20 protein-coding genes and 1 tRNA gene are annotated in these 24681 nt (G+C 48.4%); 15 read left to right on the top strand and 6 right to left on the bottom strand.

The features are described from left to right. Window positions 1-197: 197 nt before the first annotated feature. From folD to K6Q96_RS04630, 4 genes are all read right to left on the bottom strand, one after another. A complete protein-coding gene (folD, locus tag K6Q96_RS04615; RefSeq protein ID WP_251878171.1) occupies window positions 198-1052 on the bottom strand; it encodes a bifunctional methylenetetrahydrofolate dehydrogenase/methenyltetrahydrofolate cyclohydrolase FolD in 855 nt (284 codons plus the stop codon). 85 nt (window positions 1053-1137) lie between these two features. Next, the gene (locus K6Q96_RS04620; RefSeq protein WP_251878173.1) at window positions 1138-1857 is read right to left on the bottom strand and encodes a serine protease; all 720 of its coding nucleotides are present in this window, start codon (window positions 1855-1857) and stop codon (window positions 1138-1140) included. 554 nt (window positions 1858-2411) lie between these two features. After that, the gene (locus K6Q96_RS04625) at window positions 2412-3599 is read right to left on the bottom strand and encodes an MFS transporter (protein WP_251878175.1); all 1188 of its coding nucleotides are present in this window, start codon (window positions 3597-3599) and stop codon (window positions 2412-2414) included. 181 nt (window positions 3600-3780) lie between these two features. Continuing rightward, window positions 3781-4278 carry an MgtC/SapB family protein gene (locus K6Q96_RS04630; RefSeq protein WP_251878177.1) on the bottom strand — a complete coding sequence of 166 codons (498 nt, stop codon included), beginning with the start codon at window positions 4276-4278 and terminating at the stop codon, window positions 3781-3783. Window positions 4279-4586: 308 nt separating this feature from the next. Between K6Q96_RS04630 and K6Q96_RS04635 the strand changes: the two genes are divergently transcribed. The 10 genes from K6Q96_RS04635 (at window position 4587) to K6Q96_RS04680 (ending at window position 16746) form a co-directional block, all read left to right on the top strand. After that, window positions 4587-4663, top strand: a tRNA-Arg gene (locus K6Q96_RS04635). A 789-nt stretch (window positions 4664-5452) separates the two neighbouring features. Beyond that, entirely contained in the window at window positions 5453-6754 is a 1302-nt protein-coding gene (tig, locus tag K6Q96_RS04640; RefSeq protein WP_251878179.1) for a trigger factor, read from the top strand. Between the two features lie 107 nt (window positions 6755-6861). After that, the gene (clpP, locus tag K6Q96_RS04645) at window positions 6862-7485 is read left to right on the top strand and encodes an ATP-dependent Clp endopeptidase proteolytic subunit ClpP (protein WP_251878181.1); all 624 of its coding nucleotides are present in this window, start codon (window positions 6862-6864) and stop codon (window positions 7483-7485) included. Window positions 7486-7623: 138 nt separating this feature from the next. Beyond that, on the top strand, window positions 7624-8904 hold the full coding sequence (gene clpX, locus K6Q96_RS04650) for an ATP-dependent protease ATP-binding subunit ClpX (RefSeq protein WP_251878183.1): 1281 nt from the start codon (window positions 7624-7626) through the stop codon (window positions 8902-8904). Between the two features lie 319 nt (window positions 8905-9223). After that, window positions 9224-11596, top strand: a complete 2373-nt coding sequence (gene lon / locus K6Q96_RS04655; RefSeq protein WP_251878185.1) for an endopeptidase La — start codon at window positions 9224-9226, stop codon at window positions 11594-11596. Window positions 11597-11794: 198 nt separating this feature from the next. Next, window positions 11795-12067: a nucleoid-associated protein HU-beta gene (hupB, locus tag K6Q96_RS04660; RefSeq protein WP_002535556.1), complete on the top strand. Its 273-nt coding sequence runs from the start codon at window positions 11795-11797 to the stop codon at window positions 12065-12067. 250 nt (window positions 12068-12317) lie between these two features. Next, the gene (gene ppiD, locus K6Q96_RS04665; protein ID WP_251878187.1) at window positions 12318-14210 is read left to right on the top strand and encodes a peptidylprolyl isomerase; all 1893 of its coding nucleotides are present in this window, start codon (window positions 12318-12320) and stop codon (window positions 14208-14210) included. A gap of 160 nt (window positions 14211-14370) precedes the next feature. After that, window positions 14371-14655, top strand: coding sequence for a ComEA family DNA-binding protein (locus tag K6Q96_RS04670; RefSeq protein WP_251878189.1), 285 nt, complete (start codon window positions 14371-14373; stop codon window positions 14653-14655). A gap of 146 nt (window positions 14656-14801) precedes the next feature. After that, complete coding sequence (gene yfbR / locus K6Q96_RS04675) at window positions 14802-15398, top strand: 5'-deoxynucleotidase (protein WP_251878191.1); 597 nt, start codon at window positions 14802-14804, stop codon at window positions 15396-15398. Beyond that, window positions 15391-16746 carry an anti-phage deoxyguanosine triphosphatase gene (locus K6Q96_RS04680; RefSeq protein ID WP_434802158.1) on the top strand — a complete coding sequence of 452 codons (1356 nt, stop codon included), beginning with the start codon at window positions 15391-15393 and terminating at the stop codon, window positions 16744-16746. The genes yfbR and K6Q96_RS04680 overlap by 8 nt, the downstream gene beginning before the upstream one ends. Window positions 16747-16929: 183 nt before the next feature. Here K6Q96_RS04680 and K6Q96_RS04685 read toward each other — a convergent pair whose 3' ends face one another. Continuing rightward, entirely contained in the window at window positions 16930-17565 is a 636-nt protein-coding gene (locus K6Q96_RS04685; RefSeq protein WP_251878195.1) for a tRNA-uridine aminocarboxypropyltransferase, read from the bottom strand. A gap of 49 nt (window positions 17566-17614) precedes the next feature. Between K6Q96_RS04685 and rrtA the strand changes: the two genes are divergently transcribed. Next, complete coding sequence (rrtA, locus tag K6Q96_RS04690) at window positions 17615-18178, top strand: rhombosortase (RefSeq protein WP_251878197.1); 564 nt, start codon at window positions 17615-17617, stop codon at window positions 18176-18178. 90 nt (window positions 18179-18268) lie between these two features. On the opposite strand, the gene K6Q96_RS04695 is transcribed toward rrtA, so the two are convergent. After that, window positions 18269-19483 carry a pyridoxal phosphate-dependent aminotransferase gene (locus K6Q96_RS04695; protein ID WP_251878199.1) on the bottom strand — a complete coding sequence of 405 codons (1215 nt, stop codon included), beginning with the start codon at window positions 19481-19483 and terminating at the stop codon, window positions 18269-18271. A gap of 494 nt (window positions 19484-19977) precedes the next feature. Here K6Q96_RS04695 and K6Q96_RS04700 point away from each other — a divergent pair, with 494 nt between their 5' ends. The 4 genes from K6Q96_RS04700 to menB are packed head-to-tail and all read left to right on the top strand — an operon-like array spanning window position 19978 to window position 24678. Then, window positions 19978-21294: an isochorismate synthase gene (locus tag K6Q96_RS04700; RefSeq protein WP_251878201.1), complete on the top strand. Its 1317-nt coding sequence runs from the start codon at window positions 19978-19980 to the stop codon at window positions 21292-21294. Beyond that, window positions 21291-23009 carry a 2-succinyl-5-enolpyruvyl-6-hydroxy-3-cyclohexene-1-carboxylic-acid synthase gene (menD, locus tag K6Q96_RS04705; RefSeq protein ID WP_251878203.1) on the top strand — a complete coding sequence of 573 codons (1719 nt, stop codon included), beginning with the start codon at window positions 21291-21293 and terminating at the stop codon, window positions 23007-23009. Before K6Q96_RS04700 ends, menD begins: the two co-directional genes overlap by 4 nt. Beyond that, window positions 22993-23787 carry a 2-succinyl-6-hydroxy-2,4-cyclohexadiene-1-carboxylate synthase gene (gene menH, locus K6Q96_RS04710; protein WP_251878205.1) on the top strand — a complete coding sequence of 265 codons (795 nt, stop codon included), beginning with the start codon at window positions 22993-22995 and terminating at the stop codon, window positions 23785-23787. The genes menD and menH overlap by 17 nt, the downstream gene beginning before the upstream one ends. Before the next feature lie 24 nt (window positions 23788-23811). Further along, window positions 23812-24678 carry a 1,4-dihydroxy-2-naphthoyl-CoA synthase gene (menB, locus tag K6Q96_RS04715; RefSeq protein WP_251878207.1) on the top strand — a complete coding sequence of 289 codons (867 nt, stop codon included), beginning with the start codon at window positions 23812-23814 and terminating at the stop codon, window positions 24676-24678. The last annotated feature ends 3 nt before the right edge of the window (window positions 24679-24681 follow it).

Consider the following 24681-nt stretch of genomic DNA (forward strand, 5'->3'; position numbering starts at 1 on the left):
CGGCCTATTATTTTCAACTTAATGTTTTAATGTTATTAATAATGTATTTACATTGTCTCATATGCGAGACACTTCAATGTGTGATTAATATTATTCGGAGTGGGAAGCTAAAACAGTGGAAAGTGGAGGCAAATGTAGAGGAACTTTATCGATCATTCGACTGCGGAATGTGATCCGCAGTCAAGTATTAGGAATGGTTATGAATGGTATTGCTCGCAAGCCAGCAGGGTATTTTCAATCAGCGTTGCCACTGTCATTGGGCCAACACCACCAGGTACTGGTGTGATGTGACTGGCTTTCTCCGCTGCCACACCATATTCAACATCACCCACCAACTTGCCATCTTCCAGTCGGTTAATACCCACATCAATGACGACTGCGCCAGGCTTAATCCAATCACCGGGAATAAAGTTCGGTTTGCCCACAGCAACGACCAAGAGATCAGCTTGGCGAACGTGTCCTTCTAAATCTTTGGTAAAACGGTGACACGTGGTGGTGGTGCAGCCTGCAAGTAACAGTTCCATCGTCATTGGACGGCCAACAATGTTTGACGCGCCGACGACGACAGCATGTTTGCCACGCAGAGGGACGTTGTAGCGCTCAAGCAGTGTAACGATACCTTTTGGCGTACATGAGCGCAGCTTTGGCATACGCTGGCAAAGGCGTCCTACATTGTATGGATGGAAACCATCGACATCTTTCTCTGGGTGGATACGCTCAAGCACATTGGTAGGGTCCATTTGTGCAGGAAGAGGCAATTGCACCAGAATGCCATCGATTTCTGGGTCAGCGTTCAGATCGTCAATTAAGCTCAAGAGCTCTGCTTCGCTGGTGCTTGAAGGGAGGTCGTAAGACTTGGAAACAAAGCCAACTTCTTCACAAACGCGACGTTTGCTCCCAACGTAAACTTGGGAGGCAGGGTCATCACCGACTAATACCACCGCCAGTCCCGGCGCTCGGAGGCCTGCTGCTTTTCGGGCTTCTACACGTGCAGCAACTTCCTGACGAACAGTCTGCGAAATAAGTTTTCCATCAATGATTTGAGCGGCCATGTTTTTCCTTTGGCAAAGAGAGACGGGAAAGTGGCGCTATTTTGACAAAAAAAGTGTGACATGGCTATAGCGCAAACGTTTGCGCTTAGTCTAAATCTTCTTCTAAATAGGTTTTGGAAAGGGTGATGGTTGACGCTGCGAGGTTATTTAGGGAGTCGTCGTAAAAGTCTTCAACCACCTTGAGAAGCCAGGGGCGGATGTGAAGGGTTGATACGAAAATGCTGGTTCGCTCATTACCCAATTCGGTGCCATCAAGTAGCCTAAACCCTGAGCCAGACATGCCTGATATAATACCGACGAGTTCGCCTTCTTTGTTGTAGGCTCCACCGCCGCTCATTCCACTTTGAACAGGGGCGTCAGTAATACTGGCCGGGCAGTTTTCAAACATATCTGAATCAACAAAATTAACATCTAAGTAGTACTTACCGTGTCCGATTAACACCTTACCGGTAAGTCCCATCCCAACAGTCGTAACAGACCCTTTGGTTTTTACTGTCCCCAAAGGGGCAATCGTTTTGTCATGGTTACTTTGCTTGATCACTGCTACATCGCAGTTGGGGTGATAAGCGATCACATCGCTGTAATCCAACTGGGCGACGTGCTTGGCGGTTAAGCTGAGTTCACTTGTCAACGGAACACTGGAACCGTGTCCGCCGAGGACAAAGGGTATTCCGATCGGAAGATAACTAACAGATGGTGCGTTGGTTTCTTGAGCGTAGTCAAGAGGCCCATTGACAAGGAAGCAGCCTTGAAGAGAGATGAAAGAAAAAAAACAAATTGCCGCTCGAACAAACGCTTGGGACATGCTGATACCTCCTACGCTGTGATGTGAGTCCCAAACTGGAGACCTACAATGTGAGCGTAGAAAGCGTTCAAGTAATGTACAAAATGCTATTGATTATTTCGTCATTAAAACTATTAAATCATTGAAATATAATGTTAGATAACCACTTTCAGCTTGTGGTTATGACCAAAAAGTTGGGTTTGTGACAGTTTTATACCGTCGTCTGTTCTTTTTTCAATCAGATGCCCTGAAACCTCGTTAATATTCTATCCTATCTGCCTCAATATTTACTGGTGCCAGCATTAACCGTCTGATGTACCGGTGATTATTTGGTATCGCTAATAAAGTAATTTATCAATAAATGAAAGGGTTAGAGTTGAGCACTATTTCTGTGTGATTGGCGTCAAAAAAATACGGTAGTGATTAGGCGTATCTCATACCTTAAACGCGTTTTTATCGCTATTTGTATAGAAAATTTTGCACAGAGAAGGATGTGATACCAAGTAGAGCGGAAAAGAGCAGAGTGGAAAAGCAAGGTGCTATCAGTGAACACCTTGCTTCATTTAGTTTTGGTATCAGATATCAACAGATATTGCTTCGTCGACGCCGTCTGTACCGGTAGAGCGGTTGCGTTTGGTTGAACCCAGCATGTAGAGAAGGGTTGCCGCGAAACAGACCACAAAGTACAACATCAAGCCACCATTCATCGACATCGCTTCACCTGCCAATACAGGACCGATCACGGAACCCACGCTGTAGCTCAGCAACATCAGTTCTGCGGCTGCAACGATTTTTGACTCATCTACGTTGCGACAAGCCAGCGTAATCGCAACAGGGTAGAGGGCAAATGCTGATGCACCCAGCAGGAACATACCCGCCATCATGCCCGCTGAGACGGTAGCGATTTCAATCATGGCAATGGAAAGCAAACCCAGAAAGCAAAATAGTGCCATCAACAGTGCTTTTTCCATGCGTGAGTTTAACCAGCTCACCAGCGGTTGTACCACCATGCCACCAAGGATCACGATAGCCATCAGTGCGCCTACCTGATCGTGGCTGTAATTGCTTTCTAACTCCAATGGCAGCAGGCCATAAATAGAGCCCAACACTAAACCTGATACGATGCAACCAATGTAAGCTGCCGCGGGCAGTGTTTTCATCTCGCTGACTTTGATGCTTGCGTGACCAACCGCTTTTGGGCGACCTTTTTTAAACACCAGCGGTGGCAAAATAGCTGCTGAGAATAGGCTGGCGACGACAATCAGTGGCATCGCACCTTCAGTACCAAACATACCGATACCAAGTTGACCCAACGCAGAGCCGCCGTAAAGTGATGCCATGTAAAGACCCAGACGCTTGGCTCGCGCTTTTTCAGTGTCTGCCATCAGTAGCCAGGATTCGATGACGACGAACACACCGGCAACCGCGATGCCTGCAACAAAACGTGCAAAAAGCCATGCTGCGGGTGATGCGCTGAATGCCATCAAACCCACAGTGGTGACAACGATAAGCAAAAACGCAACTAACGCACTGCGATGGCCAAATTTGCCAACGATGCGCGCACTGATCAACGCACCGCCAAGCAGGCCTGCGTAAAACACGCTCGCGAGCCAGGAGGCAAGATTCACCGACATACCACGTGCGTCAAGCGCAAGCGGAATGAGGCTCATCAGGAAACCTGACGCAACGGCAAAAAGGCTTAGGCTGAGAACAGGTACAAGTGGACTGTTGCGATCAGCCTGCATAACAGGGTTCTGTTGCAATGTTTTTCCTTAATTATCTGAATTGAAATTAAAAAACCTGCACAGGAAGTGCAGGTTTTTACGCAGAGAAAGGTGCGTTCAGGCGCGATTATTATTTCACCATCCACAAACGTAAAGAGAGATAATTTTGTGGTAACGATGAAATCTTTTGATGGAAATGGTTATGCAGAATTACCGATGACTAGTCGACGATATCTGCATGTTTTGCCGTCTTTTTCCGCTTCTTCTCCCAGCGTTTATGAACGCCTTTTGTTAAGGATGAAAACGTAGTTTCAACTTTATCGAGACCAACAAGAATAAAAAGTACAAATGTACAAAGAAGCAGTGCTTGGCGTCCGTAGTCAAAAGCGATCACCATACCAAGGCCGGCCATCAACCAAACGACGGCAGCAGAGGTCACCCCTTGTATTTGACCATCGCGCGCCATCATGACGCCTGCACCCAGAAAACCAACGCCTGTTACGATTTGACCCAATACGCGGGCATGATCCAGTGAGTTGTCAGAGAGGGAGGTCGCCAAACGCATAAAAAGGTAGGTACCTAGGATAATGAGGATCGCCGTGCGAATACCTACAGGTTTTCCGCGGAGTTGGCGCTCGAGGCCTAAAATCCATCCGCAGGCGGCACAGGTAAGTACGCCTTCCCAGCTAAACGGGGTGATATCCCAAAACTCATTCATTCTCTTTACTTCCGGGCTAGAAAAAATTTAGCCCCTCGGGTCTGCAGACCCTGGGGTATTTGTGGCGCAGAAATATCCGCTTTAGCGGGGAAAAGAACAATAGGTAGCACGATGAAATCATTTTATCGTCAGAAGAGATGTTGTTTGACGATAAAGCGACGGGTTAAAAGAAAGGGAAATTTTCGTCTTAAGGTAACAACAATGTTTGTTTCTTAGGCATTTAACAGCAAAGCACAAGGAAAAGCGTTGACGAAGAAACTCGTGCCTTTATAATCCTGCCCTGCGTTCACACACTGTGTGAATGAAGTGCGCCCTTAGCTCAGTTGGATAGAGCAACGGCCTTCTAAGCCGTGGGTCACAGGTTCGAATCCTGTAGGGCGTGCCACTTTCTACTTCTTCCTCGTACATATTCTCATCGCAATTTTTCCCAAACGCATCTCACTATAGATTCCCGTAGTTGATTGAAAAGAAGATCCTAGGGAAGAACAGGTCCTAGATCCTAGGAAAAGCTAGAGCCAAGAGCGGTGGGGCGTCTGATTTAATTGGTTTTGGTCATCACTTTTATCTTAAAGTTGAAATACAACTTCCGTATTTCTGATAGGTCCTAGGGAAGAGCAGGTCCTGGATCCTAGGAAAAGCCAGAGCCAAGAGCGGTGGGTGTCTGATTTAATTGGTTTTGGTCATCATTTCTATCTTATCGTTGAAATACCACTTCTATCTTTCTCTAGGACCTAGGACCTAGGACCTAGGACCTAGGCTCCTTTGCTCTGCTGCTCTATCAAGTGCGTGGATACATGAATATCCCCGCTTGACATCAAAACCTCACAAGTATCGTCTCCTAGGACCCTAGGACCCTAGGACCCTAGGACCCTAGGACCCTAGGACCTTTCTTTTTCCTTCCACCCCTTGAATTCCATTTTCTCGCCCCAATCTCACAGAAACATGACGATGAACCTAGCCCGTCTCGACTCGACAGGGCGGTGCCGCTATAATGGCGCGTCTTAAAAATCATGCCTCGTATTTTGAGGCTATTCGATACCCGCGCAAACGCGCTGTGTATCCAGATTCACAGGCGCTATGGCGAACGATTCGCTGTAGCACGAAAGGATGCTACCGGCAGGAGCCGGGCAACATCACTCAGCGACCCTGAGTAAGTTTTGAGGTTATTAATACAATGCAAGTTACCGTTGAAACCACAGAAGGCCTAGAGCGCCACCTGACTATCACCGTTCCAGCAGCAAACATCGAAGACGCAGTAACTGCAGAGCTTCGCAACATTGCTAAAAATCGTCGTTTCGATGGTTTCCGTAAAGGTAAAGTGCCTTTGAAGATGGTTTCGCGTATGTACGGTAAAGCTGTACGTAACGACGTGATGGGTGAAGTGATGCAGCGTCATTTCATCGAAGCGATCATCAAAGAGAAAATCAATCCAGCAGGCGCGCCAACTTTCACTCCAGTTGATACTGAAGAAGGCAAAGATCTGGTATTCAAAGCTTCTTTCGAAGTTTACCCAGAAATCGCGCTGAAAGATCTGGACAAAGTAGAAGTGGTTAAGCCACTGGCTGACGTGAAAGAAGAAGACGTTGCCGAAATGATCGAGACTCTGCGTAAGCAGCAGGCTTCTTGGTCAGAAGTTGACTCAGCTGCTGAAGCAAGCAGCCGTGTAACTATGGACTTCTCTGGCTCTGTCGACGGCGAAGAGTTCGAAGGCGGTAAAGCAGAAGACTTCGCACTGGTAATGGGCCAAGGCCGCATGATCCCAGGTTTCGAAGACGGCGTCGTTGGTAAGAAAGCGGGCGAAGAGTTCACTATCGACGTGACTTTCCCAGAAGACTACCACGCTGAGAACCTGAAAGGTAAAGCAGCGAAGTTCGATATCAAACTGAGCAAAGTTGAAGCGCAAGAACTGCCAGAACTGACTGAAGAGTTCGTTGCACGTTTCGGCGTTGAAGACGGCAGTGTTGACGGCCTGAAAGCAGAAGTTCGTAAAAACATGGAACGCGAGCTGAAGCAAGCGGTTAAGAACAAAGTGAAAGAGCAAGTGATCGATGGTCTGGTTGCTAACAACGACATCGACGTACCTGCAGCACTGATCGACCAAGAAGTTAACGTTCTGCGTCAGCAAGCGGTTCAGCGTTTTGGTGGCAACATGGAAAACGCGCCAGAACTGCCAAGCGAGCTGTTTGAAGAACAAGCAAAACGCCGCGTAGTGGTTGGCTTGCTTCTGGGTGAAGTGATCAAGTCTGAAGAGCTGAAAGCTGACGAAGACCGCGTAAAAGCGCTGATCGAAGAAATGGCTTCTGCATACGAAGATCCATCAGAAGTTGTGGCTTACTACGAGAAAGACCAGCGCCTGATGGAAAACATGCGCAACGTTGCTCTGGAAGAACAAGCAATCGACGCGCTGCTGGGTAAAGCACAAGTTTCTGAAAAAGAGCAAGCTTTCTCTGAGCTGATGAACCCAGCTCAAGCATAAGTGCTAGAATTGTTGAGTGGACAATTGACTTAGAATTCACTCTTCTGATAACAATGGTCCGTATGAAGTAATTTCATCCGGGCCATTTATTTTAGGGATATAACACTATGAGCTTTCAAGAAAAAAACGGAATGCCTTCTATCATGGATGCATTGGTGCCGATGGTGGTTGAACAAACTTCCCGCGGTGAACGTTCGTATGACATCTATTCCCGCCTTTTGAAAGAGCGTGTGATCTTCCTGACAGGTCAGGTTGAAGACCACATGGCGAACCTTGTTGTTGCGCAGCTGCTGTTCCTGGAATCAGAAAATCCTGATAAAGATATCTTCCTTTATATCAACTCACCGGGCGGTTCGGTGACTGCGGGTATGTCTATTTACGATACGATGCAGTACATTAAACCAGACGTGAGCACGGTATGTATGGGCCAGGCATGTTCAATGGGCGCGTTCCTGTTGGCCGGTGGCGCGAAAGGTAAGCGTTACTGTCTGCCGAATTCCCGTGTGATGATTCACCAGCCACTTGGTGGTTTCCAAGGTCAGGCGTCTGACATTCAAATCCACGCGCAAGAAATTTTGACCATCAAGCAAAAGCTAAACACCTTGTTGGCTGAGCACACAGGTCAACCGCTGGAAGTGATTGAAGGCGACACTGATCGTGACAACTTTATGGCTGCACAGGATGCGGCTGACTATGGTCTGGTTGACGCGGTACTGAACAAGCGCGATTAATTTTTAATTCTGAGACAGTTAGGTCCACCTGATACTTTCTGTCCCAGAATTGAGTCTCTCGGTGTTCGGAAAAATCTCCAGAGATGTTATAGACTCAGATCATGGTAAATATGGGCTAAAGCCTAAAGAGGTTAGCGAATGACAGACAAGCGAAAAGACGGTGGCAGCGGCAAACTGCTTTACTGCTCTTTCTGCGGCAAAAGCCAGCATGAAGTACGCAAGTTAATTGCTGGACCTTCTGTTTATATCTGCGATGAGTGTGTTGACCTGTGTAACGACATCATTCGTGAAGAAATAAAAGAGGTCATGCCGAAGCGCGACAGCAACGAGCTTCCGACTCCGCAAGAAATCCGTGCGCACCTGGACGATTACGTTATCGGTCAAGACCGGGCGAAGAAAGTATTGTCTGTAGCGGTATATAACCACTACAAACGCCTTCGCAACGGCGATACAACGGCAGATGGTGTTGAACTCGGTAAAAGTAACATTCTTCTGATTGGCCCTACCGGTAGCGGTAAGACACTTTTGGCAGAAACGCTGGCGCGTTTTCTGGATGTGCCGTTCACTATGGCTGATGCCACGACATTGACCGAGGCAGGTTATGTGGGTGAAGACGTTGAAAACATCATTCAGAAACTGCTTCAGAAGTGTGATTACGACGTAGCAAAAGCAGAACGCGGCATTGTTTACATCGATGAGATCGATAAGATTTCACGCAAATCTGACAACCCATCCATCACCCGTGACGTATCGGGCGAAGGTGTTCAGCAGGCGCTGCTGAAGCTGGTTGAAGGTACTATCGCTTCTGTTCCACCACAAGGTGGTCGCAAGCACCCTCAACAGGAATTCTTGCAGGTTGATACCTCTAAGATCCTGTTCATCTGTGGTGGTGCGTTTGCAGGTCTCGACAAAGTGGTAGACCAGCGTGTCGCGAAGGGCAGTGGTATCGGCTTTGGCGCAGAAGTGCGTTCGAAAGATCAGGAAGCCACATTGAGCGACCTGTTCAGCAAAGTAGAGCCAGAAGATTTGGTGAAATACGGTTTGATCCCTGAATTCATTGGTCGTCTGCCAGTCACGGCGATTTTGGGTGAGCTGGATGAAGATGCACTGGTGCAGATTCTCCGTGAACCTAAGAACGCATTGACCAAGCAGTATGGTGCGCTTCTGGAGCTGGACGGCGTTGAGCTTGAGTTCCGTGACGACGCGCTGACAGCAATCGCGAAAAAGGCGATGGACAGGAAAACAGGTGCTCGTGGCCTACGTTCCATTGTCGAAGCTGTGCTTCTGGACACCATGTATGATCTGCCATCAAGCAAAGACGTTACTAAAGTCGTGATTGATGAGTCGGTTATTAAAGGTGAGTCTGACCCACTTCTGATTTATGAAAATTCAGACAATCAGGCAGCAGGCGCAGAGTAAAACGCACATCTCATAGTGTCTGTTGACCTCTGGTGACGATTTTTGCAGCAGTTTGTGGGAGTTTATGCTTTAGTGAGGTGTATTTGCTTAGAATCACTAGGCGGCACACACCTCGCCGCGCCTAAAACGCTTATAGCTAGAACAAAATTTAACCACCAAAGACCAACAGACCCTAAGGTTAAGTTGCTTATTTAACCAACAAATTATCGAAAAAAGGGGAGCATTAGCTCCCTTTTTTACTTTCTGCCGTATATGCCGTTGAATCCTGACAATCTATCCCCATATACTCAGTAATAACGAAAACGGAAGAGAGAAAAATATGAACTTGGAGCGTTCCGAGCGCATTGATATTCCGGTCCTGCCATTGCGTGACGTGGTTGTTTATCCTCACATGGTCATCCCGCTTTTCGTGGGACGGGATAAATCCATCCGTTGCCTAGAAGCAGCGATGGACAATGATAAGCAGATTCTTTTGGTAGCGCAGAAAGACGCCGCTACTGACGACCCCTCAATCTCAGACCTTTATAAAGTCGGTACTGTTGCCTCTATTCTTCAACTACTCAAGTTGCCTGACGGCACGGTGAAAGTGCTGGTGGAAGGTTTGCAACGTGCGGAAATCAGAAAATTCCGTGAAGACGACTTCTTCACCGCTGATGCCGAGTACATGCTAACGCCAGAGATGGATGAACGTGAGCAGGAAGTCTTGGTGCGCACGGCGATCAGTCAGTTTGAGGGCTTTATCAAACTGAACAAGAAGATCCCGCCAGAAGTGCTGACTTCATTAAATGGGATTGACGAGGCAGCGCGCCTTGCAGATACCATTGCCGCGCACATGCCTTTGAAACTCAATGATAAGCAGCAAGTGCTGGAAATCATTGATATCGCTGAGCGTCTTGAATTCCTGATGACGATGATGGAATCAGAAATCGATTTGCTGCAGGTTGAGAAGCGTATTCGCAGCCGCGTTAAGAAGCAGATGGAAAAGAGCCAGCGCGAGTACTACCTCAATGAGCAAATGAAGGCCATTCAGAAAGAGCTGGGTGAGCTGGATGATGCGCCTGATGAATTCGAAAGCCTGAAGCTGAAGATCGAAGAATCAAAGATGCCTCAGGAAGCCAAGGAAAAAACCGAGCAAGAATTGCAGAAGCTGAAAATGATGTCGCCGATGTCAGCAGAAGCAACCGTGGTTCGCAGCTATATCGACTGGATGGTCAGCGTGCCATGGTCGAAGCGCTCGAAAGTGAAGAAAGATTTGGCGAAAGCCGAAGAGATTCTTAACTCAGACCATTACGGCCTTGAGCGTGTGAAAGAACGCATCCTTGAGTACTTGGCGGTACAAAACCGTGTGAACAAGCTCAAAGGACCAATTCTGTGCCTTGTAGGCCCCCCAGGTGTAGGTAAAACCTCTCTGGGACAGTCGATTGCAAAAGCGACCGGCCGAAAATATACCCGTATGGCGCTGGGTGGCGTGCGTGATGAAGCGGAAATCCGCGGGCACCGTCGTACTTACATTGGTTCCCTGCCAGGTAAACTTATCCAGAAAATGGCTAAAGTTGGCGTGAAAAACCCACTGTTCCTGCTTGATGAAATCGACAAGATGTCTTCCGACATGCGCGGCGATCCATCTTCAGCGCTGCTGGAAGTGCTGGACCCAGAGCAAAACAACGCGTTCAACGACCATTATTTAGAAGTGGATTACGACTTGTCTGATGTGATGTTCGTGGCGACGTCGAACTCTATGAACATCCCTGGCCCTTTGCTTGATCGTATGGAAGTGATTCGCTTGTCGGGTTACACCGAAGACGAAAAACTCAACATTGCTAAGCAGCACTTGGTCGAGAAGCAGGTCAAGCGTAACGGTCTGAAGCCAAAAGAAGTAGAAATCCAAGATTCAGCCATCATCGGCATCATTCGCTACTACACCCGCGAAGCGGGCGTGCGTAGTCTTGAGCGGGAAATTTCTAAGCTTTGCCGCAAAGCAGTGAAAGAAATTCTGCTGAACAAAGACACCAAAACCATCGTTATCAATCAGGACAACCTGAAAGATTACTTGGGTGTTCAGCGCTTTGACTACGGCAAAGCAGATGATAGCAACCGTATTGGTCAGGTGACAGGTCTTGCATGGACACAAGTGGGTGGCGATCTGCTGACCATTGAAACCGAGTCAATGCCAGGTAAAGGTAAGCTGACACAAACGGGCTCTCTGGGCGACGTGATGCAGGAATCGATTCAGGCAGCGATGACTGTGGTTCGCACTCGTGCTGAGAAACTGGGTATCAATAATGATTTCTATGAGAAGCGTGATATCCACGTGCATGTGCCAGAAGGTGCAACACCGAAAGATGGCCCAAGTGCGGGTATCGCAATGTGTACGGCGTTGGTATCGAGCCTGACAGGTAACCCTGTACGTGCTGATGTGGCGATGACCGGTGAAATTACACTGCGTGGTGAAGTGCTGCCAATCGGTGGCTTGAAAGAAAAACTGCTGGCGGCTCACCGCGGTGGTATCAAAACCGTCATCATCCCGAAAGAGAACGAACGCGATCTGGAAGAGATTCCTGATAACGTCAAAGCGGACCTAGACATCCACGCTGTGCGCTGGATCGACGAAGTTCTTACTCTGGCGCTACAGGACAATCCTCTCGGAATTGAGCTTGTATCGCCACAAAAGAGTGACGTGCAGCAAAATTAAGCAACGTAAAGCGCTGACAGTCGGTAAAAGGCTTGTCAGCGTTTTTTTTGAGGGCTAAGTTAATTAAAACGCTGCAAGCCCTTAATTCATAACAGCTACAGCGTTTTTAAGTCTTGTTTTGATAACTATTGGCGCCGATTAATCGGATGCCGCCGCAAAAAATGGGATTTGTGGTTCGTTTGTAAAGGGGATGAAAAAGTGAACAAGTCGCAGTTAATTGATAAAATTGCAGAAAATGCTGATCTGTCTAAAGCTTCAGCTGGTCGCGCTCTGGATGCACTGATTGAAGCTGTATCAGACAGCCTGAAAGACGGTGACCAAGTTGCACTGGTTGGTTTCGGTACGTTCTCAGTTCGTGAGCGTTCAGCACGTACTGGCCGCAACCCACAAACTGGTGCGGAAATCAAAATCGCAGCTGCTAAAGTCCCAGGCTTTAAGGCTGGTAAAGCTCTGAAAGACGCGGTTAACTAACCTTAAACGTCTCGTTTTGCTCTTTGTCGCAGCAGTCCTAGTTTTAAGCTGTAAAGTGTGCGACATCAGCGTATAATCAGGCTCAATCAGAGTGTAAAGGCGCATCTCTTGATGCGCTTTTTTAGTTTTAATCGAAACAACTCCTCTTGATGAAAATTGACTAATTACACAAGCGTGTATTGGCCAATTTTTGTGTAAGAGAAGGTATATGAAAGACGAACGTTTCAATAAGCAGGAGTGACGGCGCGTTATGATGGAGCGACTACGCGAAGGCGTAAACAGCATCGCGGTTAAGATCATCTTAGGCCTTATTATCTTTTCCTTTGTTTTCGCTGGTGTTGGCGGCTACCTGGCAGGTGGCACGGTAGTACCTGCTGCAACAGTGGGTGATCAAGAAATTAGCCGTAATCAATTCGAGCAAGCTTACCAAAATGAGCGTGCACAGATGCAAGCACAGGCCGGTGACTTCTTCTCTACTCTATTGAGTGATCCCAATTACCTGGCACAATTCCGCCGCAATGTACTGGACCGTATGGTGAACCAGGCGCTGCTGGATCAGGAAGCCCAAGACCTAGGTCTTCGTGTCAGTGATGCGCAAATCAAACAATCTATTCGTGATATGCCTGCATTCCGTGGCTCAACAGGCTTGTTTGACAACGACTTGTATCTGGCAGCACTTCGCCGAAATGGTCTGTCGCCAGACCAATTTGCCGAATATGTTCGTCAAGATCTGATTCGCGAACAGTTAGTTAATGCACTGATAAGTAGTGAATTTGCACTGGAAGGTGAGCTGGAATCGCTTTACAAGCTTGAAGGTCAAACGCGTATGGTTCGCACTTTGACCCTACCTCTGGCTGATTTTGCAGAGAAAGCTGAGATCACTGAGGAGCAGAAGCAAGACTACTACGAACAAAACCCATCGCAGTTCGTTCGTCCTGAGCAATTCAAAATCGCGTACGTTGAGCTTTCCGGTGAGGGCATTGCTGATGTTGCTGATGTAACAGAGGAAGAAGCTCAAACATACTACGAAGCGAACAAAGCAAGCTACGGTACAGCAGAGCAGCGCAAAGTCAGCCATATCATGATTCAAGGTGACGACGACGCAGCGAAAGAAAAAGCTGAAGCGGTATTGGTTGAATTGAATGGTGGTGCAGATTTCGCTGAGCTGGCGAAAACCCGCTCTGACGATACGTTCAGTGCTGAGCAAGGCGGTGAGCTGGATTGGTTCGATAAAGGCGTGATGGACCCAGCGTTCGAAGAAGTCGCTTTTGCACTGGCGAACAAAGGCGACGTTTCTGAAGTGGTTCAGTCTGATTTCGGCTTTCACATCATCAAGTTGGATGACGTGAAGCCATCTGACGCGAAACCTTTCGCGGAGGTGCGTGACGAAATCATGGCTCAACTGAAGCAAAACCACGCAGCTGAGAAGTTCTATGCGTTGTCTAACGAACTGGCTGAGAAAGCATTCGAAATGCCAGATAACCTGGAAGATGCCGCTGAATCAGTGAACGCGAAAGTTGAGAGAACAGATTTCGTTGCTCTGTCTGAACTGCAAGGCGCACTGGCAAACCCATTGGTTGCCCAGGCGCTGCAACAACCGGAAGTGCGTGAAGACGGTCTGAACTCTGACATCATCGAAATTGCCCCAGAGCATGTTGTAGTTGTTCGTGTAGAAGACGTTCGCCCTGAAACGGTGCTGCCTTTTGCTGAGGTAGAAACTCAGGTGACAGATTTGCTGAAGCGTCAGGAAGGTGAAAAAGCCGCCGAAGCATTGGCAAATACATTGGTTGCTGAGCTAAGTGAAGGTAACGACTCGGGTCTGAATGCTTCAGGTTATGCGTTTGGTGAAGTTGCTGAACTGGCGCGTGTTTCTCCTGAGCGTGAAACGGTTGAGCTGGCGTTCACTATGGCTACGCCAGTTGAAGGCAAGGCTGAATACGGCTTTACCCGAACCTTTAGTGGTGATGTGCTGGTCGTGGCGTTGGATGCTGTGAAAGAGCCTGTGACGGAAGACATCAGCCTACAAAGCCAGATGGCAGATCGAGTGGCACGTACAACTGCAAACATCGATTTGGAATCTGTTATCGCGCAGCTGAAAGAAAGCACTGAAGTGACTTACACGCTGGACGCTGCTGAGCAATAAATCAATTCAACTTGATATGATTGCCAAGCGACTGTAATTGATAAGTTGCATCGACGGGGGACTTTATGTCCCCCGTCGTTTTTTTACCTCTTCCAAATAGCATGCCTTTACCCAATCCGTATCTTTGTGAAACTTATTGAACAACACAAAGGAAATGGACATGAAATCAATCGTATCGGCAATCGTTTTTGCCATCTCACTGATACTTTCGCCTTTGGCATCAGCACAGGATGATGCTCAGGGTGTGCCGGTTGAAGTGAATATCAATACTGCTGAAGTCGAAGAGTTGGATAAGTATTTGGACGGTATCGGCAAGGCGAAAGCTCAGGCGATCGTAGATTACAGAAACACCAATGGTGCCTTTGAATCGGCAGATGATCTGAAAGGCGTGAAAGGTATTGGCGACTCAATTGTTGAGAAGAACCGCGACCGCATTGTGCTCTGATACCCCATAGTTAATTTACTATCTCAACCGTTGTGTGCCGGGGAGCACGCTCTCCCCAAATCCCGCCAATCACGATTAAGGCTTGTTAAATTCGCCTGACGACAACAGAATGAGTAATGAACTGTTCTAATGACGTCAAGGAAGCCATGAGTCAGAAAACCAGCCACTTTTTTGCCCATCTCGCGCGTATGAAGCTTATTTACCGCTGGCCGTTGATGCGCAATGTCTCTAATGAAAATATCTCAGAGCACAGTCTTCAGGTCGCCTTTGTTGCTCACGCTCTCGCGCTGATAGAGAACAAAAAATTCGGCGGGCAATACTCGCCGGAGCGAGTTGCACTGCTAGCGATGTTTCATGATTGCAGTGAAGTGCTGACAGGCGATCTACCAACGCCGATTAAGTACTTCAATCCTGCCATCGCTGATGAATACAAAAAAATTGAGCAAATAGCCGAAGACAAGTTGGTTGGCATGCTACCGGAAGAGTTCCGGGAGGATTACCGACCACTTATCGACAGCGAAGCTATCGATGAAGGCGATTATCGTTTGGTGAAACAGGCTGATGCTATTTGTGCTTATCTCAAGTGCCTGGAGGAGCTTTCCGCAGGTAATCATGAGTTCCAACAAGCTAAGCGCCGCTTAGAAACAACGTTGAATGAGCGGGGTAGCAAAGCGACTGAGTACTTCATGACAACTTTCGCACCAAGCTTTGAGCTCTCTTTGGATGAAATCAGCGATGACTGAATTTGCACTATCACCTGATTGGGAAGCTCGTCTTGCTGAAGAAAATAAGAAACGCCGCAATGACAAGCGTTCTGTGTTTCAGCGAGATCGCGCCCGCATACTGCATTCTGCCGCGTTCAGACGCTTGCAAGCGAAGACACAGGTATTGGGCGCGGAGCACAGCGAGTTTTACCGCACGCGCCTGACACACTCTCTCGAGGTCTCTCAAATAGGGACAGGTATCCTCGCTCAAATCAAAGAGAAACAGCCTGAGTTTCGCGATATCTTGCCTTCAACCAGCTTGATGGAAAGTCTGTGTCTGGCTCATGACATCGGTCACCCACCTTATGGCCATGGCGGTGAAATCGCCCTGAATTATATGATGCGTAACGATGGTGGCTTTGAAGGAAATGCCCAGACCTTTCGCATTGTTACCTTGCTTGAACCCTATACCGAGCACGATGGAATGAACCTTGCCCGTCGTACTTTACTTGGCCTGCTGAAATACCCCGTGCCGATTGCATCTGTAATGCGTTCGGTACTGCCGCCTGATGTCGTCGAGTTTCGTCATTTAAAAGCCTCTGAATGGCACCCAGCCAAGGGGATCTATCAAGATGATCTGGACAGGTTTAACTGGGTGTTGGGTGGCATGTTTGAAGGTGACGCTAAACTGTTTACCTCGTTGAAATTGGCACCAACGAGTGAACAGCATGGCCGCACACAATACAAATCCATTGATTGTTCAATCATGGAGCTTGCGGATGACATCGCATACGGCGTCCACGACCTCGAAGATGCCATTGTGATGGGGATTGTTCACCGGGACCAATGGCAGGAAGCAGTAGCCAGCAAACTGGCAGAGTGCGGTGATCCTTGGCTGGAAGAGAACATTGGGTATTTGAGCGATCAAATGTTTGGTCCGCACTATGAGCGAAAAGATGCAATTGGTGCTTTGGTGAATACGCTACTGACTTCGATTGCCATCGAACCTTCTGTTCAGGACGGCGTGAATCGCTTCGACGATCCCTTGCTTCAATGGAACGCCAAGCTGACAGATACCATGGACTATGTACTGTCAGTACTAAAAGCATTTGTTAGCGAGTTCGTTGTACAAAAGCCCGAACTTCAGGTTATTGAATACAAGGGCCAGCAATTGGTGATGGAGCTGTTCGATGCGTTCGATGCTGACCCTCAAAGGCTATTACCCGTCGCGATTCGAACCCAATGGCAACAGGAAATCGCAGAAGGAAAAAGTGGGCGTCGCGCCATCGCGGATTATATATCAGGAATGACAGATGGTTATGCGCAACGTCTTCATGCCACCATGTTTACCGCTTCAAGTCAGGGGCCACTATATCCGATTCGATAGATTTGAGATGCAAGGAAAAGAAGGTCCTAGGAAGAGCAAAGAGCGATCCTAGGCCCTAGGGAAAGCAAAAGCTTGACGTCTTAGCTGCGACTTTAAAATCTATGTAGGACCCTAGGACCCTAGGACCCTAGGACCCTAGGACCCTAGGACCCTAGGACCCTAGGACCCTAGGACCCTAGGACCCTAGGACCTATCTTTCCCCCCATAATGCCGCTCAAACACACCGGGCGGCATTTGTTTTATCTGAAACTCAATCATTTCATTGAAAGCAGTCATTAGCGGCTGGAAAGGCTCGCTGTCTCCTGCCATTGCAGAAAGGGCGTAGAAGCCGGCTTCAACGGTTGAAAGGCCACCATCGACCGGGGATTTGCGGATGCGGTAATTTCCACTCTGGATATCATCCAATTTTACGCAAGGAAGCGCCTGCAGATTTTGGGAAAGCTGATACATTTTAAAGGCTTTTCGCCAGGTACCGTCGAGCAAAATTAAACCGCGTTGTTTGTTTTGACTCATTCCATCTAATTGCCAGTTCCCGATCGGCTCAGATGTTTCAGCCGGGTAGAGCAGGGCGTAATGAACATCACTGTGCAAAAGTTGGTTTAGCTCATCATTGTCACTGAAGTCCTCTCCCACGATGAGTCGACAGTTTGGGAGCGAAAGGGAAAGAATACGCGCCGTACCGATGGGCTGTTTAACTTCTGAAGGATGCTGAAGAACGATCACAGGCACATCACTTTCAATCTTCTGGATGAAAGGGCAGATGCATGCTTTATTGGCTTTTCCGCACTGCGGACAATATCGACTGGCTTTCTGGTTCATGACCAAGGTACGCTATAACTTACTAATATCACAAAGCTTGGAGCACATATTGGCTCACCTTAGATTTGTTGGCTTACTCGCCATCATCATACTCATTGCCCAAATTCCCACAATCCATCAACTTATGGTTTGGGATCGCACGGATATCCTTGCTGGACAATGGTGGCGAATCGTAACAGGAAACCTAACACACACCAATGGTATCCACCTCGCCATGAATCTAGCCGGGCTGGTAGTACTCGCTTTTATTCATCGCGAATACTACGGCAGCCGAAGTCTCATCCCAATGATTTGGGTGATGATGGCGGTGATCGGCGCGGTTATGTTCGTCAGTCCCTTTGATTGGTATGCCGGGCTTTCAGGTGTGTTACATGGCTTATTTGTTTGGGGCGTGGTGCGGGATATTCAAAACAAAATGCCATTGGGGTGGGTGATGCTTGCAGGTGTGATTGTAAAGCTTGGGTATGAAGCTTATACGGGTGGAGATGCCATGACTGCAGATTTGATAGAAGCAGGTGTTGCTTATCAGGCGCATTCGGCCGGGGCGTGCATTGGGCTCGTTTTTGCCTTGGTATGGAAAGAAGGTCCTAACAAGAGCAAAGAGCGATCCTAGATCCTAGGGAAAGCAAAAGCTTGACGTCTTAGCTACGACTTTAAAATCTTTGTAGGACCCTAGGACCCTAGGACCCTAGGACCTATTATCTTACTGACGATACGTCGACAGAAATCTCTCAAAACGGCCAATCGCCATTTCCAAATCATCTACACGAGGCAGTGTGACAATACGGAAGTGATCCGGCTTGTGCCAGTTAAAGCCCGTACCATGAACCATCAACACTTTTTCCTGCAGCAAGAAGTCCAGCATCATTTTTTCGTCGTTATGAATGCTGTATTTCTTGGTGTCGATTTTTGGGAACAGGTACAGCGCACCTTTTGGTTTCACACAACTGATACCAGGAATTTGGTTTAGCAGTTCCCATGCCTTATCACGTTGTTCCAGCAAACGGCCACCTGGCAGAATCAGTTCATTGATACTCTGGTAACCACCCAACGCAGTTTGGATTGCATGCTGCATCGGCACGTTTGCACACAAACGCATCGACGCCAGCATCTCCAAGCCTGCGATATAGCTTTTCGCCAGATGACGGGGGCCTGACAGGATCATCCAGCCAGAGCGGAAGCCACACACGCGATAGGATTTCGACAGGCCGCTGAAGGTTACGCAGAACACATCCGGTGCCAACGGCGCCATAGAATGGTGTTGAGCACCGTCATAAAGAATCTTGTCGTAGATTTCGTCCGCGAAAATGATCAGGTTGTTCTGACGGGCGATTTCCGCTACCTCCAACAGGAAGTCTCGGCTGTAAACTGCACCCGTTGGGTTATTTGGGTTGATCAGCACGATACCTTTGGTATTTGGCGTAATCTTGGCTTTGATGTCATCCAGATCTGGGTACCAGTCCGATTCTTCATCACACATATAGTGAACGGGTTTACCGCCAGACAGAGAGACTGCCGCTGTCCAAAGTGGATAATCCGGAGAAGGCACCAGCAGCTCGTCACCGCCGTTCAGCAGCGCCTGCATTGCCATCACGATCAGCTCAGAGACACCATTACCCAGGTAAACATCTTCAACATCCAAATCCAGCATGCCCCGTTTTTGGTAGTGCTGAACCACCGCTTTACGCGCCGAGTAAATTCCTTTGGAATCACAATAACCCTGAGAAGTTGGCAGGTTTCGGATCACGTCTACCAGAATTTCATCTGGTGCGTCGAAACCAAATGGGGCTGGGTTGCCGATATTCAGTTTTAGAATTTTGTGGCCTTCTTCTTCGAGGCGTTTCGCCTCTTTCATCACCGGGCCACGTATGTCGTAACAAACGTTGTCCAGCTTGGTCGACATCCCGATTTCTTGCATCTTGGTTCCTGAGCTTAAATATTGCTGTTTTGCAGTAAATTACACTAATAAAAGTCGATTTATAAGTAGTCAATAGTAAGAAATGGCGAAAACACCCAAAATCAGTAATTAAATCCTAAGTACGGGTGTTTTGTTCTGTTGGAGGTGAGTTTCGTCACAATTGATAGTGTCTTAGTGCGAATTATCAAAAGGAAATGTTGGTAAAAATCGGATGGATGAGAGAGCGTTAGGCCATATTTCAGAAGACATTGGATATTATTTGGCCGTTCAGAGTGGTCACAGCAGGTTCAAGTGGCAGGCGATTAATTTTTAAAAAGTAGCACGTGAAATTGATCTAGATGAAGGCAATGAATGCAAAGGTCATCGTAGCATTGAGGAGGAATGATTGTTTTCTTAGCCACACCGCCAGTGCCTCGAAGCATCAACTTCTGGGAACTTGAACATTTACCCACAAGAACTATTGCTTGTGGGCCGTGGCTTTAAGCGAGGTTGGTTTGACAAATTTGCGGCAAGCTATTGATAGACTGATAAAATCCCTTTTAACGGTATCACCATTACCACCTCAGCTATCTGAACCATTTTGTTGGTCGACGAATACTGACCCTCTGGGTTGGTTTCACTCGCAGCCCTTATTTCCTAAATTCTACTGGCAAAGCCGTGATGGTAAAGAACAGGTATTGGCGATTGGGCAGGTAAAAACCTTTTCTGATCCTGCCTGTGCAGAGCATCAACTCGCTAAAGGCCAACGCATTTGGGGAGGGAGGTCGTTCGATGGACGCACAGAGCGCAACCAACGCTGTCTCAAGTCTTTCTTTTTCCTTCCACAGATTGAGATTGTTTGCCGTGATGGGCAGTGGGTCATCACGCTGAACGTTTGCGATGACCTGTTAAAAGTTCGCGCCACATTATCCAAATTGATCAGTCAGTCCCAACCGCTATCCCATCCAGACTGTGAAGTACTGGCAACGCAGCATCAGCCAGAGTTTGAACAATGGTCAACCATGATGGGAGATGCTCTGTCGTCGATTGAAACAACCGATCTTCAGAAAGTGGTATTGGCACGTAAGACGACACTGGAGCTCGACAGAGCTTTGCCGGCTGCCAGTCTGCTGAAAGCCTCTCTCGACAGTAACAAGTCAAACTTTCATTTTCTTCTGGCGCTTGATGAAAAGCACTGCTTTGTCGGTTCGACGCCAGAGCGTCTATTCTGGCGAAACGGCAATGAGCTATATACCGAAGCATTGGCAGGCACTATAGGTCGCAGCAAAGACGCCGAGGAAGACCTGTCGCTGGCTACCTGGCTACTCAATGACAGCAAAAACATTTATGAGAACCGTCTGGTTGTTGATGACATTACGCAACGGCTTATACCCCATAGCGAGCAATTGGATGTTGAGGTCACGCCACATTTAGTGCGTCTTCGTAATGTGCAGCACCTAAAGCGCGATATTGAGGCGAGTTTGGTCGCTGATGTACCTTCTTCCACTTTGCTGGATCTATTACAGCCAACTGCAGCTGTGGCTGGGTTGCCCCGCGAGAGAGCGGTGGATTTTATCGTCGAGAATGAACCTTTCGTTCGCGGATGGTACAGCGGCTCAGTGGGTTACCTCAGCCCTGAGCAAAGTGAATTCTGTGTGGCGATCCGAAGTGCTCTGGTTGTTGATAACAAAGTCCATCTTTTTGCGGGCGCCGGTATCGTGCCGGGCTCTGTGCCGGAGAGTGAGTGGAAAGAACTCGACCGGAAAATGGCGACACTTCGAAATCTCCTAGGCCCCTCACAGGAAAAACAATTGGAGAAAAAAGCCGGATGAAGCCTTCAACCCTCAACCGTATCTGGGCGCGACTGATTTTGATGTCACTGCAACGTGCGGGAGTGAAAGACCTTTGTATTGCACCGGGCTCGCGCTCAACACCGCTAACGCTTGAAGCTGAAAGACTTCAAAGCCTTGATTCCTCGATTCGCCTGCATACCCATTTTGATGAACGCGGGTTGGGATTTTTGGCGCTGGGATTGGCGAAAGCCTCTGACAATCCTGTTGCCGTGATTGTCACGTCCGGTACAGCGGTGGCGAATTTACTGCCAGCGGTGGCAGAAAGCCGTTTAACCCGCGAAAAGCTGGTGCTCCTGACGGCTGACCGTCCGCCTGAGCTTATTCAATGTGGCGCTAATCAGGCAATCAGCCAGCAGGGCATTTTCAGCGAGCACGTAGAAGTGACGAGTTTCTTGCCGTCACCCACCGAACACATTTCGCCAGCTTGGTTATTGTCCATGGTGTCAGAGGGGCTGCATCGTCAGTCAGAGCTGGGCGGGAGTTATCATATCAACTGTCCATTCCCTGAACCTTTATACGGGGAAATGGAAGACGCTTCGTCCTACCTTGATCCAGTAAGAACCTGGTTTGAGAATGATGAGCCTTACTTGTCTTTCACGCCTTCACGTGCAGATTTAAGTCAGCCTTTGCGCGATTGGACTCAGCTCCAGCACCAAAAAGGTGTGTTGTTGGTGGGTAAGGCCTCTTTAAGTGAGCGCCGAGCTATTCAGCTGCTGGCGCAGAAGCTTCAATGGCCTATTCTTTGCGACCCGCAAGCGAGCCAAGGCTCTGCATTCGCTGGCTTTGATGTTTGGTTGCAAAACCCTTCTTGTCTCGAAGTGCTAAAACAAGCCGACTTTGTCGTTCAATTTGGTAGCCGTTTGGTGTCAAAACGCCTCGGTCAATTTATCAACCAGTTTGCGGGCACCTACTGGTTGGTAGAGAAACATCCAGGAAGGCTGGATCCCAGTCATCGACGCGGTTTGCGCATCAATGCGTCATTGGCAGATATGGCGTTAGCATTGACGGAAATCACCCGTGATACCGAACAAGCACGTTGGGCTGAGGTATTGGTTTTGGCGAGCCAACAATATTTTGAGCGGTTGGGGGCTTTCGACGGTTCGTCTGATAAATCGTTGTCAGAAGTATCCTTAGCTGCTGACTTCAGCTATTGGCTTTCGGAAGAGAGCGATCTCTTTATTGGCAACAGCATGGCAATCCGCCTGTTGGACATGTGTAGTCACCTGCCAGAAAAAGCTGTGTTTGCCAATCGCGGTGCATCAGGTATCGATGGTCTGATTGCAACCGCTTCAGGCGTTCAGCGCGAAAGACAGCGTCCAATGGTAATGTTGATGGGCGACACTTCCGCGCTCTACGACCTTAATAGCCTCGCGTTACTGGCAAACAATCCGAAGCCATTTGTGCTGATCATCATCAACAATGATGGCTGCGGCATTTTCGATATGCTTCCGGTGCCTGATGCGAACAAAGAAACTTACTATCGCATGCCGCATGGTGTCGATTTCTCCCACGCAGCGGCGATGTTCGGGCTCAATTATGTATGCCCTTCATCGCTGGAAACCGCGCGAGCACAGTGCATCGATGCGCAGTCTTCTCCGGGAACGACGGTCATTGAACTCAAGGTTGGGGCAGTCGAATGCGGTAAGGCACTTAAAGCGCTGTTTAGTGAAATTGCCAATGCAGAACTGCTCTGAAAGATTGAATTATTCCCTCCAGGGGCAGACGGACAAACCTGCCCTTGTTTTCCTTCATGGCCTGCTTGGTGACCATAGGGATTGGCAGACTGTCATCGAAGAGCTTTCCAAAGAATATCTGTGTCTGGCTATCGATTTGCCGGGACACGGTGGTAGCCAGCATATCGAAGCGGTCGGTTTTGAAGATACCTGCAACAAAGTGATAGCGACAATCAGTGAGACATTGTCTTCACCTTTTTGGCTGGTGGGCTACTCGCTGGGCGCACGCATTGCGATGTATCTCGCCACTTATTGCTCTAGCTCTCTGAAGGTAATCAGTGCCCCTTTCGCTGGGCTAATTATCGAAAATGGGCACCCTGGTTTACCCGAAAAAGAAAGGGCAGCGAGACACACTCACGATGAAAAATGGGCGGTGCGTTTTGAAAATGAGCCCATTGTTGATGTGCTTCAAGATTGGTACCAACAACCTGTATTTTCCTCACTAAATCATGCGCAAAGACAAAGTTTGATCGTTAAGCGCAGTGATAACCTCGGTACAAAAGTGGCAAGTATGCTGCGTGCCACATCCTTATCCCAACAGGATTTTCTGGGCGATTTGCTTAGAACGTTGCCAGCAAAGGTGCACTACCTGTGTGGCGAGAAGGATAATAAGTTTCAGGCATTGGCGATGCATTCGGGACTGTCTTATTCCATTGTCCCAGACGCCGGCCACAACATTCATGCAGAGCAGCCACGGCTGTTTTGCCAGTTGGTTAGACAACTGATTGAACCTAATTAATTCAATAATTTAAATGGTAACGCTATGGCTAGAACAACAGGCTTAACCGAACAGGAACTGTATGCACCAGTGGTGTGGAGTGATTGCTCTGAAGGCTATGAAGATATCCTTTTTGAAAAATCGGAAGACGGTATCGCTCGAATCACCATCGACCGTCCTGAAGTCCGCAATGCATTTCGTCCTCAAACCGTGAAAGAGATGATCAAAGCCCTTGCCGATGCACGCTACGACGAAAAAGTGGGTGTGATTGTGCTGCGTGGTCAGGGTGAGCATGCATTCTGTTCCGGTGGTGACCAGAAAATCCGTGGCGACTACGGCGGTTACCGTGACGACGAAGGTACACACCACTTGAACGTGCTGGACTTCCAACGCCAAATCCGCACCTGTCCTAAGCCTGTGATTGCCTCTGTGGCAGGATACGCTGTGGGTGGTGGTCATGTGCTTCACATGATGTGTGACCTGACGATCGCAGCGGATAACGCACAATTTGGTCAGACTGGCCCGAAAGTCGGTTCTTTCGACGGCGGCTGGGGTGCATCTTACATGGCGCGTATCGTCGGTCAGAAGAAAGCCCGCGAGATCTGGTTTCTTTGCCGCTTTTACGATGCGCAAGAAGCCGTGGATATGGGGCTGGTTAACCACATTGTCCCTTACGCAGAGCTTGAGCGTGAAACTGCTCGTTGGTGCCGTGAAGTGCTTCAGCACAGCCCAATGGCGCTGCGCTGCCTGAAAGCGGCTCTGAATGCGGACTGTGATGGTCAGGCGGGTCTACAAGAACTGGCAGGTAATGCGACCATGTTGTTCTACATGACCGAAGAAGGTCAGGAAGGCCGCAACGCTTTCAATGAAAAACGTCGCCCAGACTTCGACAAATTCCCACGTAACCCATAACAG

Source organism: Grimontia kaedaensis (assembly GCF_023746615.1).
Lineage (GTDB): Bacteria > Pseudomonadota > Gammaproteobacteria > Enterobacterales > Vibrionaceae > Enterovibrio > Enterovibrio kaedaensis.

Excerpts from the sequence above, each read along its gene's own strand:
- yfbR (WP_251878191.1), top strand. The coding sequence starts at position 14,802 with ATGAGTCAGAAAACCAGCCACTTTTTTGCCCATCTCGCGCGTATGAAG.
- K6Q96_RS04680 (WP_434802158.1), top strand. The coding sequence starts at position 15,391 with ATGACTGAATTTGCACTATCACCTGATTGGGAAGCTCGTCTTGCTGAA.
- tig (WP_251878179.1), top strand. The coding sequence starts at position 5,453 with ATGCAAGTTACCGTTGAAACCACAGAAGGCCTAGAGCGCCACCTGACT.
- menB (WP_251878207.1), top strand. The coding sequence starts at position 23,812 with ATGGCTAGAACAACAGGCTTAACCGAACAGGAACTGTATGCACCAGTG.
- folD (WP_251878171.1), bottom strand. The coding sequence starts at position 1,052 with ATGGCCGCTCAAATCATTGATGGAAAACTTATTTCGCAGACTGTTCGT.
- ppiD (WP_251878187.1), top strand. The coding sequence starts at position 12,318 with ATGATGGAGCGACTACGCGAAGGCGTAAACAGCATCGCGGTTAAGATC.
- K6Q96_RS04685 (WP_251878195.1), bottom strand. The coding sequence starts at position 17,565 with ATGAACCAGAAAGCCAGTCGATATTGTCCGCAGTGCGGAAAAGCCAAT.
- K6Q96_RS04630 (WP_251878177.1), bottom strand. The coding sequence starts at position 4,278 with ATGAATGAGTTTTGGGATATCACCCCGTTTAGCTGGGAAGGCGTACTT.
- clpX (WP_251878183.1), top strand. The coding sequence starts at position 7,624 with ATGACAGACAAGCGAAAAGACGGTGGCAGCGGCAAACTGCTTTACTGC.
- menH (WP_251878205.1), top strand. The coding sequence starts at position 22,993 with ATGCAGAACTGCTCTGAAAGATTGAATTATTCCCTCCAGGGGCAGACG.
- clpP (WP_251878181.1), top strand. The coding sequence starts at position 6,862 with ATGAGCTTTCAAGAAAAAAACGGAATGCCTTCTATCATGGATGCATTG.
- K6Q96_RS04670 (WP_251878189.1), top strand. The coding sequence starts at position 14,371 with ATGAAATCAATCGTATCGGCAATCGTTTTTGCCATCTCACTGATACTT.
- K6Q96_RS04695 (WP_251878199.1), bottom strand. The coding sequence starts at position 19,483 with ATGCAAGAAATCGGGATGTCGACCAAGCTGGACAACGTTTGTTACGAC.
- K6Q96_RS04620 (WP_251878173.1), bottom strand. The coding sequence starts at position 1,857 with ATGTCCCAAGCGTTTGTTCGAGCGGCAATTTGTTTTTTTTCTTTCATC.
- menD (WP_251878203.1), top strand. The coding sequence starts at position 21,291 with ATGAAGCCTTCAACCCTCAACCGTATCTGGGCGCGACTGATTTTGATG.
- lon (WP_251878185.1), top strand. The coding sequence starts at position 9,224 with ATGAACTTGGAGCGTTCCGAGCGCATTGATATTCCGGTCCTGCCATTG.